17 protein-coding genes are annotated in these 17033 nt (G+C 44.8%); 10 read left to right on the top strand and 7 right to left on the bottom strand.

Translation table 11 applies throughout. The features are described from left to right. The first annotated feature begins 61 nt into the window (after positions 1-61). The 4 genes from MED222_RS14095 to MED222_RS14110 all read left to right on the top strand — a co-directional run bounded on the left by MED222_RS14095 (position 62) and on the right by MED222_RS14110 (position 2167). The gene (locus MED222_RS14095; RefSeq protein WP_009846427.1) at positions 62-682 is read left to right on the top strand and encodes a septation protein A; all 621 of its coding nucleotides are present in this window, start codon (positions 62-64) and stop codon (positions 680-682) included. Between the two features lie 195 nt (positions 683-877). Further along, complete coding sequence (gene yciA / locus MED222_RS14100; protein ID WP_009846426.1) at positions 878-1276, top strand: acyl-CoA thioester hydrolase YciA; 399 nt, start codon at positions 878-880, stop codon at positions 1274-1276. A 194-nt stretch (positions 1277-1470) separates the two neighbouring features. After that, positions 1471-1767 (top strand): YciI family protein, encoded by a 297-nt coding sequence (locus MED222_RS14105; protein ID WP_009846425.1) that lies wholly within the window; start codon positions 1471-1473, stop codon positions 1765-1767. 1 nt (position 1768) lies between these two features. Continuing rightward, a complete protein-coding gene (locus MED222_RS14110; protein ID WP_009846424.1) occupies positions 1769-2167 on the top strand; it encodes a GspS/AspS pilotin family protein in 399 nt (132 codons plus the stop codon). 101 nt (positions 2168-2268) lie between these two features. On the opposite strand, the gene metE is transcribed toward MED222_RS14110, so the two are convergent. Further along, complete coding sequence (metE, locus tag MED222_RS14115; protein WP_009846423.1) at positions 2269-4617, bottom strand: 5-methyltetrahydropteroyltriglutamate--homocysteine S-methyltransferase; 2349 nt, start codon at positions 4615-4617, stop codon at positions 2269-2271. A 278-nt stretch (positions 4618-4895) separates the two neighbouring features. Here metE and MED222_RS14120 point away from each other — a divergent pair, with 278 nt between their 5' ends. Further along, positions 4896-5807 (top strand): LysR substrate-binding domain-containing protein, encoded by a 912-nt coding sequence (locus tag MED222_RS14120; protein WP_009846422.1) that lies wholly within the window; start codon positions 4896-4898, stop codon positions 5805-5807. 155 nt (positions 5808-5962) lie between these two features. On the opposite strand, the gene MED222_RS14125 is transcribed toward MED222_RS14120, so the two are convergent. Then, complete coding sequence (locus tag MED222_RS14125; RefSeq protein WP_009846421.1) at positions 5963-6163, bottom strand: DUF4250 domain-containing protein; 201 nt, start codon at positions 6161-6163, stop codon at positions 5963-5965. Positions 6164-6285: 122 nt separating this feature from the next. Next, positions 6286-6966, bottom strand: a complete 681-nt coding sequence (locus tag MED222_RS14130; RefSeq protein WP_009846420.1) for a hypothetical protein — start codon at positions 6964-6966, stop codon at positions 6286-6288. A 330-nt stretch (positions 6967-7296) separates the two neighbouring features. Here MED222_RS14130 and MED222_RS14135 point away from each other — a divergent pair, with 330 nt between their 5' ends. Next, on the top strand, positions 7297-9603 hold the full coding sequence (locus MED222_RS14135) for a YgiQ family radical SAM protein (RefSeq protein ID WP_009846419.1): 2307 nt from the start codon (positions 7297-7299) through the stop codon (positions 9601-9603). 135 nt (positions 9604-9738) lie between these two features. On the opposite strand, the gene MED222_RS14140 is transcribed toward MED222_RS14135, so the two are convergent. The 3 genes from MED222_RS14140 to MED222_RS14150 are packed head-to-tail and all read right to left on the bottom strand — an operon-like array spanning position 9739 to position 12693. Beyond that, positions 9739-10203: a GtrA family protein gene (locus MED222_RS14140; protein WP_012603650.1), complete on the bottom strand. Its 465-nt coding sequence runs from the start codon at positions 10201-10203 to the stop codon at positions 9739-9741. Further along, positions 10190-11677, bottom strand: a complete 1488-nt coding sequence (locus MED222_RS14145) for an ArnT family glycosyltransferase (RefSeq protein ID WP_009846417.1) — start codon at positions 11675-11677, stop codon at positions 10190-10192. Before MED222_RS14145 ends, MED222_RS14140 begins: the two co-directional genes overlap by 14 nt. Next, a complete protein-coding gene (locus MED222_RS14150) occupies positions 11674-12693 on the bottom strand; it encodes a glycosyltransferase family 2 protein (protein ID WP_009846416.1) in 1020 nt (339 codons plus the stop codon). Before MED222_RS14150 ends, MED222_RS14145 begins: the two co-directional genes overlap by 4 nt. 125 nt (positions 12694-12818) lie before the next feature. On the opposite strand from MED222_RS14150, the gene MED222_RS14155 reads away from it, so the two are divergent. The 4 genes from MED222_RS14155 to MED222_RS14170 all read left to right on the top strand — a co-directional run bounded on the left by MED222_RS14155 (position 12819) and on the right by MED222_RS14170 (position 16703). Further along, positions 12819-13496 (top strand): response regulator transcription factor, encoded by a 678-nt coding sequence (locus MED222_RS14155; RefSeq protein WP_009846415.1) that lies wholly within the window; start codon positions 12819-12821, stop codon positions 13494-13496. Next, positions 13493-14791 carry a sensor histidine kinase gene (locus MED222_RS14160; protein WP_009846414.1) on the top strand — a complete coding sequence of 433 codons (1299 nt, stop codon included), beginning with the start codon at positions 13493-13495 and terminating at the stop codon, positions 14789-14791. The genes MED222_RS14155 and MED222_RS14160 overlap by 4 nt, the downstream gene beginning before the upstream one ends. 127 nt (positions 14792-14918) lie before the next feature. Next, the gene (locus tag MED222_RS14165) at positions 14919-15848 is read left to right on the top strand and encodes a pyridoxal-phosphate dependent enzyme (protein ID WP_032555228.1); all 930 of its coding nucleotides are present in this window, start codon (positions 14919-14921) and stop codon (positions 15846-15848) included. Between the two features lie 117 nt (positions 15849-15965). After that, a complete protein-coding gene (locus MED222_RS14170; protein ID WP_009846412.1) occupies positions 15966-16703 on the top strand; it encodes a dienelactone hydrolase family protein in 738 nt (245 codons plus the stop codon). A gap of 80 nt (positions 16704-16783) precedes the next feature. Here MED222_RS14170 and MED222_RS21840 read toward each other — a convergent pair. After that, a partial coding sequence (locus MED222_RS21840) for an FAD-dependent oxidoreductase (protein WP_009846411.1) occupies positions 16784-17033 on the bottom strand: 250 nt, incomplete at its 5' end.

The raw sequence follows: 17033 nt of genomic DNA, 5'->3' as shown, positions 1-17033 counted from the left end.
AGCATCGAGACAGTTTTGGTTAGACTGTCTGCAACTCAACTAACTGGATAGTCAGTGCCACATGAAGCAAATTCTTGATTTCATTCCTCTCATTATTTTCTTTGCGCTTTACAAGATGTACGACATCTACACGGCTACAGGTGCATTGATTGTTGCTTCCGCAGTACAAATCATTTTGACGTACATCATCTACAAGAAAGTAGAAAAAATGCAGATCATCACCTTTCTAATGGTTGCCGTATTTGGTGGCATGACCATCTTTTTGCATGATGACAACTTCATAAAATGGAAAGTGACCATCGTTTATGCGCTATTTGCTATCGGCCTTACAGTCAGTCACCTAATGGGCAAATCAGCGATTAAAGGCATGTTGGGTAAAGAGATCTCTCTTCCTGAAGCAGTGTGGGGCAAGATCAACTGGGCTTGGACTCTGTTCTTCACATTGTGTGCGATCCTCAATGTTTACGTTGCTTTCAACCTGCCATTGGATGTGTGGGTCAACTTCAAAGTGTTTGGCTTACTGATCGCTACTTTTGCATTTACCTTACTAACGGGCGTTTATATCTATAAACATTTACCAAAAGACCAACATTTGCCAAAAGATAAGCATCAGCAAAGAGACCAAGAAACACAAAACGATACGCAACAAGAGCTCTCAGGTAAAAATACCGAGGAGAAATAACCCTTAGGGATGAGTCCTCACCCCCTTTTTGATACAATTATTATCAATATGCGATTTAACAGTGGCCAATGATACTCGTGATCATTGGCCACTGATTGTTTGTGTTCGGTGAATACGTTAAAAATACGACCACCGCGAACCCCGCAAACACATCTATTTAAATTTAAAACAATCAATACCATTAAGAGTACAACAATGACTATTCAATCAACTTTGAACCCGATTGGTTCTTTACTTCTTCGCACTTTGGCGATGCCTTCTGATACCAATGCAGCAGGCCAGATTTTCGGTGGTTGGATAATGTCTCAGCTCGACCTTGCTGGCGGGATACTGGCGAAAGAGATCTCTAACGGCAAGATAGTCACCGTGTCAGTATCAAGCATCGAATTCAAACAGCCAGTGTCGGTTGGCGATGTGGTCTGTGTTTATGGCGACTGCACCAAGATTGGCCGTAGCTCGATGAATATCGACCTAGAAGTCTGGGTGAAGCCTGTACTTGATCACGGTATTGGCGATCGTTACAAGGTATGTGGCGCGACATTCAACTACGTTGCCGTGGACGAAAGTGGTAAACCTCGCTCAATTAATAAATAGTACTTTCGACGACCCTATCGCACTTTAAGGTCTTTAGTCGTTTCGATTAAAAATGCTAAAGACCTTCTCACTCTCCCGCACCATTTCACAATTTCTTATCATTAACTCTTCCAATACCGATTAGTTCGCGTAAATTAGCCAGATAACTAATTTAATCGCTCTAATTCAGTGAAGTAACATAAGGATATCTCAACATGTGGTACGTGATTTTTTCTCAAGACGTCGAAAACTCATTAGAAAAACGCCTAAGTGTTCGCCCACAACATCTAGAACGCCTACAAACACTTCACAATGAAGGCCGACTGTTAACAGCAGGTCCAATGCCAGCAATTGACTCCGATAACCCTGGCGAAGCAGGCTTCACTGGTTCTACTGTGATTGCTGAATTCAACTCTTTGGAAGACGCACAAGCATGGGCTGATGCAGACCCGTACATCGCTGCTGGTGTCTACCAGAATGTGATTGTTAAACCATTCAAGAAAGTATTTTAACGTGAAAAAATGGATTATTGGGTCACTGGCTATTGCCCTACTCGCAGGCTGTAGCTCATCAAGTGAACAAGACAAACAAAGACAGTTAGAGATGATGGCTCACCATCGTGCGGGTGTTTTATCTGCCGGCCTACCTATTGAGTATGGTCCACTCTCTATCATGCGTGTGCTAGCAAAAAATACTGTCGTCGAAATCATGATGATCTACAACCAAGATGCGAAAGGCGCTAAGCCTTTAAACCAAGTTGTAGACATGAGTGTGAATAGCTACTGCACCAACTCTGAAGTAAGAGCTAACCTCGACATGGGCTTAGCTTACAACATCAAAATTCGCAATACACGCGGACAACTGATGGTTGAAAAGCTGATCAGCAAAGAGACGTGTCAGAGCAGCCGCTAGATTCGAGATTCGAACAAGTATAAAACCAGAAGGCCTCGCAAATGCGAGGCCTTTTTTGTGGGTCATCGTGGAGTAGAGGGTCAATCAAATCTTAGACTGAATTATGCCTCAGCTGATTCCCACTCTTTACGCAGTGTCTTCGTCGCCGAAACTAAGTTAGTGAGTGCCGCTTCTGTCTCTGCCCAATTACGTGTCTTCAGCCCACAATCAGGGTTTGCCCATAAACGTTCTGCAGGTATTTTTTCTGCCGCTTTCTTAAGTAAATCAACAATCCACTCTTCTGAAGGGATGTTTGGCGAGTGAATATCATAAACGCCAGGTCCAATCGCATTCGGATAGTTAAACTCTTCAAACGCTTTCAGTAGTTCCATGTTCGAACGAGAAGTCTCAATGGTAATCACATCGGCATCTAGCGCGGCCACTGAATCAATGATCTCGTTGAACTCGCTGTAACACATGTGGGTATGAATCTGAGTTTCTGGTTTAGCACTCGCCGCTGAGATCTTAAAGGCATCCACTGCCCATTCTAAGTACTCTGCATGGTCGCGCTTTTTCAAAGGCAAACCTTCGCGAATAGCAGGCTCATCGATTTGAATAATGTTGATTCCTGCGTCTTGCAGATCAGACACCTCATCACGCAGCGCAAATGCCAATTGATTAGTGATCTCTTTACGCGAGATATCTTCACGTGGGAATGTCCAACATAAGATAGTCACTGGCCCTGTGAGCATGCCTTTCATCTGCTTTGAAGTTAGAGATTGAGCATAAGTCGACCACTCGACCGTCATTGGTTTTTCACGCTCAATATCCGCAACCACAATCGCCGGTTTCACGCAACGAGAGCCATAACTTTGTACCCAACCAAACTTAGTGGTTTGGAAGCCTGCTAGGTTTTCTGCAAAGTACTCCACCATGTCATTGCGTTCCGCCTCACCATGCACAAGCACATCCAAATCTAAGGCTTCTTGGCGCTTAACAGCATCAGCAATATGACCTTTCAATGCGGTTGTGTATTCCGCTTCATTCAGTTTGCCAGTTCGGTAAGCACTACGCTGAAGACGAATCTCTCCTGTCTGTGGGAACGAACCAATGGTTGTGGTTGGTAACAGCGGTAACCCGAGAACTTCAGACTGATGCGCTGCGCGCTCTGCGTATGGAGCACTGCGTTCTGCCAGTGCTTTGGTAATGGTATTGATACGAGCCTGAACTTGTGGCTTGTTCACATGAGTCGCGTTCTTACGGGCAACAATTGGTTGGCTGTAAGTCTCACACGCCAAAATGGCATTTTGATCGCCGTCTAACGCCGCACCCAACAAGCTCACCTCGGTGACTTTCTGTTTTGCGAAGGCAAACCAACTCTTCACTTCTTCGCTAAGCGTTTCTTCTAACTCCAAATCAACAGGACTATGCAGCAATGAACATGAACTTGCGATCCAAAGCTTATCTCCTAGTTTGTCTTTCACAGGTTGCAGTAACTCAAGCTGCGCGGCTAAGTCAGCTCGCCACACATTGCGTCCATTGATTGCACCCGCAGAAAGTACCCAATCTTCCGGTAACTTATTAACCACTTCATCGAGTTGCTGCGGTGCTGCTACTAAGTCGATATGTAAGCCGTTTATAGGCAGATCTACGATTTTATCTAATGTATCTGTGACCGAATCAAAGTAAGTGGTAAGTAGTAGTTTTACATCGCCTTGAATCACTTGGTAAGCCAGCTTGAATGAATCTACCCACTGATTATCAAGCTCCAAAGCCAGGATTGGCTCATCAATTTGGACCCACTCTACGCCAAGCTTTGAGAGCTTTGCCAAAATGGCTTGATACGCGGTAAGAAGGCGAGGAAGTAGAGATAAGCGGTCAAACCCTTCTTCCACTTCTTTGCCTAGGTATAAGTAAGAGAGTGGCCCAAGGAGTACAGGCTTAACTTTGTGTCCTGCTTTAATCGCTTCATTCACTTCATCAAGCAGTTGAGGCCAACTTACTTCAAAAGAGTCATCTTTGCTGAACTCAGGAACAATGTAGTGGTAGTTAGTGTTGAACCACTTGGTCATGTCAGAAGCAGCTGAACTGTCTTTAGTGACATCATTCGACGTATGCGAACCACCGCAGCAAGTAGATTGAACTTGAGACTGACCGCGACCTACACGGAACAAGGTATCTAAATCTGGGAAGGATTTTTCATCTTCTGATCCACCAGCATGGCGCTTGGGAACGTGACCTAGAAGTAGAGTCGTAGTTAGTACATGGTCATACCATGCGAAGTCACCCGCAGTTGCAAAGCTTAGATTCGCGTCAGCTTGTACATTCCAGTTACGATTTCTTAATTCACTGCCGATCTGCTTAAGCTCAGATTGATCGATCTCACCGCGCCAGTACTTCTCGAGAGTGAATTTGAGTTCGCGTTTTTCACCGATACGTGGGTAGCCAAGAATATGCGTTGTTGTCGTCATGTGTGTGTTCCTTATTCGATAATTTTAATTTCCGGTCAGACTGCCTGTAATGATTGCATTTTTAACAAAGGCGTCTGGATGGCTAAACTATCTCCCTAATCTGAACGATGAACAAGGTCCAAATATTCATCTTGTTTATTAATAATTTTCATCTTTAATAATCTAACCGCTAATTTATTAAATCCATCTGGACATCCAGACGTTTACAAATGAAAGAAAACACCGTAGGGTGATTATTAAGAAATATTGAATTAGCTTAGGGAATATGAGGAATACTCATGATAGAGCTTAAACACCTTCGAACATTGACCACCTTGAGAGACAGCGGCTCGCTAACCGCGACTGCAACTTCTCTTCATCTGACTCAGTCGGCACTTTCTCACCAGTTGAAAGACCTTGAGGCTCGAATTGGCGGTCAGCTTTTTTTGCGTAAAACAAGGCCGGTTAAATTTACCTCGGAAGGCGAAATCTTGTTAAAACTGGCTGATGAGATACAGCCACAAATCGCCAAAGCTGAAAACGAACTCGCAAGCCTAAAAGAAGATGTGAATGGTCGATTGCACATGGCGATCGAGTGTCACTCATGCTTCCAATGGTTAATGCCCGCTTTGAAGGAGTACCAAGTTGCTTGGCCAAGTGTAACCCTTGATTTCTCGTCAGGGTTTGGCTTTGAACCCTTACCCGCACTAATGGCAGGCGAACTCGACTTGGTGATCACATCAGACATTCAGCCTCGCTCTGAGGTTCACTACGAACCTCTCTTTGATTTTGAGATGCGTTTGATCACTGCAATCAACTCACCTTTGGCAGAAAAACAGAGCATAGAACCGCAAGATCTTAGCGATATAACCATGCTCTCTTATCCGGTTCAAAAACAGCGTCTCGATGTAGTGAAACACTTTTTGCAACCAGCAGGCGTTGAACCAAAGAAATGGAAACAAGCAGACAACACATTGATGTTAGTGCAAATGGTATCGGCAGGCTTAGGGGTTGCTGCGTTGCCAAATTGGGCAATCAGTGAATTTTCGAGACAAGGGTTAATCGCCAGTAAACCATTGGGTAACGGGCTTTCAAGAAGGTTGTTCGCAGCGGTAAGAAACTCAGAAAAAGACAAACGTTACCTACAAGCTTTCTTTAGCACGGCAAGACAGCAAAGTAAGAGTCACCTAGATGGCATTGAGGTCGTTTAAGAGACTCGTTGTTGGGTTAGTTTATGCCTGCGTTGAACCTGATAGATATGCGCCAGAAACAAAAAAGTCACAGATTATCTGTGACTTTTTTATTGCCAATACCGACAACAGGTAATGAGTGTTAATCCACGATAGAAGAAACTCTCATTGTGAGCTTATCTTGAGTAAGACTTGAATTGATTAGTCAGTGGGTCGTATTGATAGCCCAACATATCAAGCTTGCCCACGACACTTTCTATATCCATTTCATACATACTGATCAGCTCTTCAAAGCTATCGCATTCTAAGCGAAGTTTTTCATTCACGATTCCCAGCAAAATAATGCTATCGAAACCTTTGACGTTGCTTAAATCCATCCCGTACTCCTAACGAACACACCGACTAGATTTAAGTTTAGAACGCTTACCAACACCCCGCTAAAAAACAGATCACACTTTTTTCGATTCAACACCGAAAGGCTTGTGAGATCAGTAACCGCCTACATCGCCCAAACTGGCGTTAAACCAACAGCCGCCGCCAATAACATCAACAATGAAATAGTCAGCTGAAGCTTTTCAGGGGTTTTAACGAACAATAAATGCCAACACCACACCACGATAGCAGAGATTAGCAAAGCAAAGCTAAACAGCAGAGTTGAAATCATTGGCTCTAATTGAGCTTCAGACAGAGAGTAAACATTTATGACCGTCGCCAAAACCACCAACATCCCCGTCAGCACACCAACAACGGGCAGAACACGGTGAAAAGCCTGTAAGCGTGTTCTTGCAATCGTCAGCAGTAAATGACCAAACGCTGCCCCCAATAAAACCACGAGTAATAAAGTGCTAATAATACCGACTGTGGTTGCTTGCTCCGTCGCTTGTATAGCAACGTATGACAGTGCTAAACCACAAGCTAAATACATCACCCAAATAGGGCCAGAATCTCGAGTCTTCTTGGTTTGAACTTGAGAATAGAAATAAAAGATCGCGAACACGACAAGAAATGCTTCAATTCTTAATGAGGCAACGGCAAGCCAAAGCACGCCAATTGCAGGCAACATCTTGTGAATGCGGCCACGTTGTCCCGGGCAAATATCCCCTTTCACTAAGATGAGGGTTAAGATCAGTTGGGCTCCTAATAGCATCGGAGCAAATTGTACTAATAACGTTTCGACCATTGTGGATCTACTTCTTCAAACTTATTTTCGCGAATAATATCAAAAACTGGTGCGAACACTAATCAAAATCATAAATTAGAGACGAGATTCAAGGCTTCAACTATGCTGATGTATGGCTCTTCTGTCGCCATTTACCGTAAAAATACGAAAGACATCAAAACTAACAGGGACATGTTCTACTGGCTAGTCTAGGCTCATGCCGCTATAATTCCCGCCTCAAAAATCAGAGGTTGAAATATGTACAGCGATATCACTCCTATTCACGAACACAAAAAATACTGGGCCGAGTGCTACGGAACTGCACCCTTTTTGCCTACCAGTAGAAAGGAGATGGATGCTCTTGGATGGGATAGCTGTGACATTATTATTGTAACTGGTGACGCTTATGTCGATCACCCGAGCTTTGGCATGGCTATCATTGGCCGTTTGCTTGAAGCTCAAGGATTCCGCGTGGGCATTATTGCGCAACCAAAGTGGGACAATAAAGACGCCTTCATGAAGCTAGGTAAACCTAACCTATTCTTCGGCATTACAGCGGGTAACATGGACTCCATGATCAACCGCTACACCTCTGATCGCAAATTACGTCACGATGATGCTTATACGCCAAACAACGAAGGTGGCAAGCGTCCTGACCGTGCAACTCTAGTTTATTCCCAACGTTGTCGCGAAGCCTACAAAGGCACGCCAATCGTTCTTGGTGGTATCGAAGCAAGTTTGCGCCGTGTGGCTCACTACGACTACTGGTCAGATAAAGTTCGTCGCTCTGTATTGTTTGACGCAAAAGCAGATATTCTTCTTTTTGGTAACGCTGAGCGTGCACTGGTTGAAGTGGCACACCGCATTGCCGATGGCGAAGACATGTCTACGCTGACCAATATCCGCGGTACTGCTATCAACTTGCCTGCAGCGCCTGAAGGTTACAAAATTATTGATTCTTCTCGTATCGAAAAACCGAACAAAGCCTACGTTCCGGTTAACCCGTACGAAGTAGAAACGCAATGTGATACCAAGAAAGATGAAAAAGAAGAAGTAAAGGCGCAGCCAATTACTATTCGTCCTTCTCGTCACGATGCAAAAACAACCGCGGTTCGTATCCCTGGTTTCGAAAAGCTCAATAACGACCGTATTCTTTACGCTCACGCTAGCCGTATTCTGCACCTAGAGACTAACCCGTATTCAGGTCGTGCTCTTATTCAACGTCACGGTGACCGCGAACTATGGGTAAACCAAGCGCCAATTCCTCTTGCAACTGAAGAGATGGATTACGTGTTTGGCCTTGCGTACAAGCGTGTTCCGCACCCTATGTATGGCAAAGCAAAGATCCCTGCATACGACATGATTAAAACTTCGGTTAACATCATGCGTGGTTGTTTTGGTGGTTGTTCTTTCTGTTCAATCACAGAGCACGAAGGTCGTATCATTCAGAACCGTTCGAAAGAATCGATCTTGGATGAAATCGAAGACATTAAAGATAAAGTACCTGGCTTTACCGGTACGATTTCTGATTTGGGCGGCCCAACGGCGAACATGTACCGTTTAGGTTGTTCAGATCCAAAAGCTGAAATTAACTGTCGTCGTCCATCATGTGTGTTCCCGAAAATCTGTGAAAAGCTAAACACAGACCATCAACACACCATTGACCTGTACCGCTCTGCGAGAAAAGTACCGGGCGTTAAGAAGATCATGATCGCTTCTGGAGTACGTTACGACCTAGCGATTGAATCTCCAGAATACGTACGTGAGCTTGTGACTCACCACGTTGGTGGCTACTTGAAGATTGCTCCAGAGCATACTGAAAAAGGCCCTCTGGATCTGATGATGAAGCCAGGCATGGGCACGTACGATCGTTTCAAAGAGATGTTCGAGAAATACAGCGCTGAAGCCGGTAAGAAACAGTACCTAATTCCTTACTTCATCTCTGCTCACCCGGGCACAGAAGATGAAGACATGCTTAACCTTGCAATGTGGCTGAAAAAGCACAACTACGAGTGTGACCAAGTACAGAACTTCTATCCATCGCCAATGTGTAATGCAACGTCGATGTACTACTCAGAGACCAACCCTCTGAAACGCGTGAAATATAAGAAGCGTGAAGATGTTCCTGTACCGAAAGGTGATCGTCAACGTCGTCTGCATAAAGCGCTGCTTCGTTACCACGATCCTGAAAACTGGAAGATCATCCGTGAAGCGCTGATCAGCATGGGTAAAAAGCACCTAATTGGTGACAAAGCAAACTGTCTAGTACCAGAAGAAGATTTTGAAGCTCAGACACCGGCGCAGCGTCGTAAGTCTGGTCGTCACGGCTCACAGCGCTTTGCGACTAAGCACAGTAAGTCTCAACCAGGTCTTGGTGGCGAAAGCCCACGTAGCCATTCTAAGCCTGGCGGCAATAAGCCTAAACCGGGTGGTAAGAAGCCAACAGGTAGCCAAAGCAACGGCAATCAGGGCAACGGGAAGCAGAACGGTAATGGTAATAAACCAGCGACTGGCTTCATCAAAAAAGCCCCTGCTAGTCAGCAATCTCAAGGCAATGGCGGCGGGAATGGCAAGTCAAACCGTAACAAAGCGGGTAATGGTCAAGGTGGTAAACCTGTGAGTAACGGCAAGAATCGCCAACGCGCAGCACAACGTTAAGACAGCAACCCATTGACTTCGCTATGGTAAAAACACAAAGCGCAGCTTTTTAGCTGCGCTTTTTTGTGCCCGTTGCCAATGGCTAGCTCCTTAGCCACGTAAATACTTAGATACCAAGGGGGGTTACCTACTTATCTAACGCGTAAACACCCAATACTGGCTAAATAGGTAATTGGTGACCATTCCGACAAGAGTCCCCACTGCCATTGCGATAAAAACAGCTCCGATAAAGGTAGGAAGCAATTCCGTCATCAGCTTAAAGCACAGCAAATTAGGTACCGCTGATATTGATGCGGTAAACATGAACTTTTGCCACTGAATCAGCTTCTCAGACCAATGACCTCGCCCTTTATATTCAAAAGTCAGTATACGATTACCCAACCATGTCGTCGTTGCAGCAGCAATAAAGGAGCTAATTCGCGCCATCATTAAAGGCAGCCCAACAACATAATGCAGCAATGCAAAAACCAAACAATCAACAACAAACCCACCAACACCAACCACAGCAAATCGAACCATCTTGTGGTGGGACTGTAGTCTTTGGCTATGTGATTGAAGCTTGTCATTGAACATTCGTAGCCTTGAGTTAACGCTGAACATCATTTTCACTTTCAATATGATTCAACGAAAAATTTGGTGTGTTGCTCTGGTGATGGCAGCTGAACAGAGCACGCTTAATCTTGACCGTCGGTTCCAAAATACACGTTAATGCGTTCTCTTTGATCTTAATTTCCACTTCCGCTTTATGGCCGATCAAATAGAATTTATCGATGCCATTTAGTTGCTCGATATCAAGAAGCTTTTTCGCTTGCCCATGACTGTAAAATTGCCCTGAGAATGGTCTTTTACCCACATAAAAACTTGGCGCAGAATCCGTAATCTGTTCAAAAATAATACGGTCACTTTTCTCGTTCGCCTTCCCTAAGTTCAGGTAAACCATCGCAATCATTAACAGCACAGGTAGCACCAAAGCCACACTCGAAAACCACTTCTTATCTTTTTCCACCACAAGTATAGCAACCAGCATCCCAAGGGCTGGAATCCCCGGCAGTACGTACGCAGGGAGAATATTGCCCGCCATAGTGAAAAGAATCAGTGGCGAAATCAACCAACAGACAAGGAATGAAAACAACCCACTATTCTCAGCGTTAATTTCCGCAATTTTCTTGCGACGAGCGAAAGTTAAAATAGGTAATACAATCGACCACGGCGCAGCGGCCTGAATCCAAAACACCCAGATCATGCCTCTGGTTTCATCATGAGCAGAACCGTATAAATCGCCCTCCCAACCACTCACAACAAAACGCTTAAAGTGTTCGCCAACAATAAAATAATCAATAAAGCCCGGAGTAGCCATTTCAGCCATAATGTACCAAGGCAAGGCAATCGCCAGCATGACACCTAAACCAGACAACAGTGGAAAGCGTTGCCACAACACTTTAAAAGCCCCAAAGATACCATGTTGTAATAGCAACCAAGGGAATACTGCGATACCCATGATCACAATCGCAACAGGACCTTTTGCAAGCAAGCCCAACGCCAAGCCTACAAATCCAACGTAACCCCAGGTTTTGTTGGTTCTCTCACTTCCTTCGCCTTTACAGTCTTCTCCACCGAGCCAACATAAGTAAAAGCCCAGCATCGCGATGGTCATGGCTAACGTTAACGCCATGTCGGTCATCACAGCACCCGCGGCGATAGAGAAAATCCCACATGTTGCCAATACAACAGCCGCCACTAAGGCACTTTGTCCCGTACGCTTCGCCAGATACGCGACCAATAGAATCGTCGCGAAACCTGCTAACCAATGCGGAGCACGCACAGCAAACTCACTCAAGCCGAACAACTCAATACCAGCAGCACTCATCCATGTTAACAACGGTGGCTTACCCCAAAAAGGAATACCGTAATCAAACTGAGGGGTTAACCAATTGCCAGTTTCTACCATCAAGCGAGCCATTTCTCCATAGCGCGCTTCAGTGGTGTCCATTAACGGATAAGTCGCCAAAGATAAAAGCCTTAGAACCAGTGCAAAAGCCAACAAATACCATAGATGCGTTCTGTTCAGACTCATGCTGATTCCTCTAATTTAAAATGTGCTTTCAATGCGGGTGTATCAACGACCGATTGGATCAGATAAAGAGGGCGATTCTTGGTTTCGATGAAAATACGACCTATGTACTCCCCCATTAAACCAATACTCAACAGTTGGATTCCGCCAAGTGCAAGTTGCACGACCATCATTGACGGATAACCCGTAATTGGCTCACCAAACATCATGGTTTTGAACACGATGAAGACGCCATACACGAAAGCAGTAAGCGCCACTAATCCACCAACTGCCGTCGCAATACGCAGTGGGCGGATAGAGAATGATGTGATGCCATCCATCGCCAATCCGATGAGTTTCAAATAGTTCCACTTGGTCTCGCCACAGAAGCGAGCATCACGCTTAAATTGGAGTGTCGCTTGTCGGAAACCCGGCCATGAAAAAATGCCTTTCATGTAGCGGTTACGTTCTGGAAGCTGATTGATATGGTCGACAACCTCGCGGCTTAACAGTCGAAAATCACCCACATTCTCAGGAACATCAATCTTCGCAGCCACGTTCATGACTTTGTAAAAGCTCGCTGCTGAAAACTTCTTAAACCATGTTTCACCATCACGCTGGCTGCGCTGCATATTGACGACGTCATAACCTTCGCGCCACTTGGCAATCATTTGCGGGATAAGCTCAGGTGGATCTTGTAAGTCAGCGTCTAGCAAAATCACCGCTTGTCCACGACAGTGCTCAAGGCCTGCGCTCATCGCTGATTCTTTGCCAAAATTACGGCTTAAACCGATAACAGAAATTGAGCTATTGATTGAAGTGAATGAACTCACCAACTCCAAGCTGCTGTCTTTGCTACCGTCGTCGACATAAACGATTTCACTCTTGATGGGCAAGCTATCAAGCACCTTGGTAAGGCGAGAGTGGAACTCTTCCAATACCTCTTGTTCATCGTAAAAAGGCACAATGATAGACAGAGAAACCGCAGGGTTGATCTGCGATGTAGATATCTTAGGGCGGCTTATATGAAGTTCAGACATAATACGTTCTTCTATTTTTTAATCTGAATCCAATCTACCCTCCCATAAGTGAAAGTTATGTTATTGACATATTTTTCACGCTCACTCAGGATAATGTTACCGTCTATTTCTGTATGAGAATCAAAATGAAACGAGTTCTATTAGTCGAAGATAACCGTGAAATCGCAGGTGTCTTGTTTGATTATTTTGAGTGTATTGGTATGGAACTCGATTATGCGGACAACGGCGAACTCGGCCTGCAACTCGCGTTGGAAAACTCATTTGATATCATCATATTGGATCTGATGTTGCCAAGAATGGACGGCCTCACGGTTTGTAATAAACTGCGAGACCAAGGCAACGCGACACCTATTTTGATGCTGACCGCGCTAGATAGCCGCGATGATATGTTGAAAGGGTTTGAGCATGGTGCCGATGACTATCTAACCAAGCCTTTTGATTTGGATATTTTAGAAGCAAGAATGAACGCACTAGTTCGTCGTTACCGCGGAAAAGTAGCCTCTTCAAAACTTCAGTTCGGTGAACTCACCATCGACCAAAAAACCCGTAAAGCTTACCGCCAAGATAAGCTTCTTGCGCTAAACCCAACCACTTACACCATACTTGAGATGCTCTGCCAAAACGCACCGGAAGTGGTGACTCGTGAAGATATCTCCTACAAATTATGGGAAGAAGATGAACCCAATAATGATGTGCTGCGCAGTCACATCTATCAATTACGAAATCAACTCGACAAGCCTTTTGACAGTCAAATGTTGATTACGGTTCCTAAAATAGGATTCCGCTTGGAGTCATCTAATTGATTTCCAACTTTCTGACAAGCACTAAAACCCTCACCGGCCGCTTAGCTGTTTTCTTTGGGCTAATGGCCGTGATTGTGTCTGCGTTCGTCTATGTCGTTTTTATTGTCGCGCTCTACATGTCTGAAGACCGGGTCGGTGAAAGACGCATCTTGATTGACCGCAATTACGCCGTCGAGCTATTTCAAGCCGGAGAAAGTGGTGAGTTAAGAATTGATGATCTGACCGTCGCCTATAACGACCCGTCATTCGTACCTCCCGAATATTATAAGCTCATTGCAAATAAAGAGAGCTTTCTCGGAGAGATCGGCGAAGAGCCAGAGTCAAGAATGGTCTATGTTGGCGAGTATTCTGACAAAGGAAAAACCCACCCAATAATCCTACTTTCCGAAATAGACCGTGTTGAATTTGCTATTTCTGAACTTGTGTACGCGACCGCCTTTGTGCTCACGTTACTTTCTATCTTAATTTTTAGTTTTGGTGCTCTGCTCTATCGACTGTCAAAACGACTGATTGAACCATTCAACTCTCTGTCTGAGCAACTTGAGTCGAATAAACTCAATCTCAACGAAGAGTTCGGTGTGAGTGATGATGCGGCAGTTGAATTTCGTCAGCTAACCGATCAACTGAATCAGTATCGTCGAGAAATCAATTCCTTGGTCAAGCGTGAACAAGCCTTTGCTCGATACTCAAGCCATGAGTTAAGAACACCACTAACCGTTGCTCGTGGTGCGAATAAATTGCTATTGAGAAGCGAAACAACCGAGTTTCAATCTCGGCAGGTTGAACGCATTGATGAAGCCATTGTTCAGATGTCTGAGATGGTCGATGCCCTGCTTGGCCTAGTTCGTTACGAAAGAAATAGTGACGATGCACCGCTGCGCTTGTTTAGCCAGCAAGAATTAGAGACCATCGTTTCCAAAAATACGTTACAAGCAAATGAGAAAGCAGTCGAAATATCCCTACTCGTTCAATCTGAGCCTATAATTCAAGCCACCAGTGCGATCATGAACATGTTGGTTGGCAACTTGTTGAGAAATGCGATTGCAGCGACCAATAGTGGCACAGTGAGCATCACTCTCTCACAAGACAACCTGGTAATTGAAGACCAAGGAGAAGGCCTTCAGGAACAGTACAATCCGAATGGTCATGGATTAGGTTTATTGATTGTCGACGACTTGTGCCAGCGATTCCATTGGGACTTTGAGTTGGTCAATCGCAACTCTGGAGGGTGTACTGCAAGAATCGCCTTTCAGACAGATTCCTCCTTATCCACATTAAAGCAAGCAAACTCGTAATACGAAGCTCAATACCCTATGAAAACTTGATTTAGTTGGTTTACAGCGCTCGCTAGCTACTAGATACTCAGTAGTCCTTTTTGATTTAAAAATGCTGGCTCTTGAGTCAGCATTTTGTCTAAGTGCGATGAAACTAAATAATAGCCCTGTAACTCAGCATCAATACAACGATCACACCTTTTTCTTAAAGCGAGACGATAAGCTTCACTCCCACTTTTGCGGCAACAAAGCCAGAAAGTTCATGAAGCTACTGGAAGACGATCACCCAAACACCACCACTCTAATAAGCTATGGGTCCGCTCAAGCTAACTCCTTGTTCTCGCTAGCCGCACTTGCAAAAATCAGAGGCTGGACGCTTGAGTTTTACGTCGACCACCTTCCTCAATGGCTACAAGAACGCCCACTCGGCAACTACCGTGGCGCTATCGATCTTGGGGCTAAGGTTATTTCAGTCAAAGAAACAGGCTCTGAGCTTCATCCACAAGCGTATATTGGACAAATAAGGCAACCAGGTTCCGATTGTATTGTGTTACCTGAAGGTGGACGTTCTCAGCTTTCTGAATATGGCGTGAAGCAACTGGCGATGGAAATACTCAGCTGGACGCGCTTCGAAAACAAACACGATTTTGTGGTGGCACTACCCGCTGGTACAGGCAGTACGGCTCTGTATCTACATAAGCATTTAAAAGTACACAATATCCCGGTGTTAACCTGTGCGTGTGTAGGTGGTAATGACTATTTAACTCAGCAATTCGATGAACTTGGCGAATCCGATCACCCACAGATTTTACCGCTCAAAACCAAACACCATTTTGGTAAGTTGTATCAGCAGGATTATCAAACTTGGTTAGACCTGCAAGAGCAAACTGACATTGAGTTTGACCTGCTCTATGACCCTTTGATGTGGCAATGCTTAGTACAGTGGCAACAAGACAACCCAACTAAGACCATCATCTATATTCATCAAGGCGGCATCTTAGGCAATGAATCGATGTTGCCGCGCTATCAGCGGAAGTATCCGGAGATGAGCATTAGCAAAACCAACACATCTTGGTAATTTTTTTCCTTTATTCTCCAGTTTAGCTATTCAAGTTATAAACTGAAATCTGGCGAGAATCATCGCGTTATCTATACTTTCGATTGGAACATCAATTGTCATCGAAAGGAATCACGCATGCGAACAATCACTACGCTCGGCCTGTTTTCAGTTTTACTGCCCTTCTCTGCGATTTCAGGAGAAAACATCACTTACCAAGTCGATGGTATGGATTACGAAGGTTATTGGAGTGAAGCCAGTGACCAAGCGCCTTTGGTGCTGCTAATTCACGATTGGGATGGCTTAACTGATTACGAAAAGAAACGTTCTGAGATGCTCAACGAACTCGGTTACAACGTGTTCGCCATCGACCTATTTGGTAAAGGCATTCGCCCTACCGAAGTGAAAGACAAAAAACAACACACAGGCGAGTTGTATAAAGACAGAGAAAAAATGCGGGCACTACTTAATGCGGGAGCGATGGAAGCGAAAAGGCTTGGTGGTAACTTAGATAACAACGTGATAATGGGTTACTGTTTTGGTGGCGCAGCCGTTTTAGAAGCCGCTCGTGCTGGCATCCCATCGAAAGCTTATGTCACCTTCCATGGCGGTTTATCGACACCTAAAGGACAAGACTACTCTGAGACAAAAGCTCCAGTTGTCGTGTTCCATGGTACAGCAGACGCCATGATCTCAATGCACGACTTTGGAAGCCTCGCAGCTCAACTTGAATCAAGCAAGGTTCCGCATGAAATGATCACCTACAGTGGTGCGCCACATGCCTTTACCGTATTCGGCTCAAACAACTATCAACAAGAAGCTGACCAGAAATCGTGGGATAGATTTACCCATGTACTAGAAACCACCACCAGATAACTTTCGATACCCACCCAGAAAAAACAACCCCATTCTAAAACTTAGAATGGGGTTACTTTCACCATCACTACATCATGTTGTTACAAATAACGATGGATACTTAAGTCATCAGATTTAATATCACAGGCAGAGCCACTGACTATGCTTGCTAAGATCTTTCCTGAGCCACATGCCATTGTCCAACCTAATGTTCCATGACCTGTATTGGTAAATAAATTTTTGATAGGCGTCTTGCCGATGATAGGCGTGCCATCTGGCGTCATTGGTCTTAGCCCAGTCCAGTATTCAGCCTTAGAAAAGTCCCCCGCTTGTGGGAAAAGATCTTTTATC

It is taken from the genome of Vibrio sp. MED222 (assembly GCF_000153005.1).
GTDB lineage: Bacteria > Pseudomonadota > Gammaproteobacteria > Enterobacterales > Vibrionaceae > Vibrio > Vibrio tasmaniensis_A.
The sequence above is the reverse complement of the archived record's forward strand: the minus strand, read 5'-3'. Positions and strand labels throughout refer to the sequence as shown.